The 209-nt window shown below is 47.8% G+C and carries 1 pseudogene; it reads left to right on the forward strand.

The features are described from left to right. Window positions 1-209: pseudogene (locus V6252_RS13695) on the forward strand (exopolyphosphatase); the annotation flags it as partial.

Genomic DNA, 209 nt, shown 5'->3' on the forward strand with positions numbered 1-209 from the left:
TGAGATAGGGCAGGCAATCAGTCATAGTAGTTATCACAAGCACAGCGCAAATTTACTTGAATACTCTGATATTCCAGGGTTTTCGCAAGTCGATCAGAACCGCATGGCGCAGCTGATGCTTAACCATCGCCGCACGCTCAACGCCGATATGCTAGAGCAGACTTGTCAGCTTGGTGTCGATCCGCTGGTTTATCTCTGTTTACTCTTAC

This window comes from Psychrobacter proteolyticus, from assembly GCF_038155145.1.
Taxonomy (GTDB): Bacteria; Pseudomonadota; Gammaproteobacteria; order Pseudomonadales; family Moraxellaceae; genus Psychrobacter; species Psychrobacter proteolyticus_B.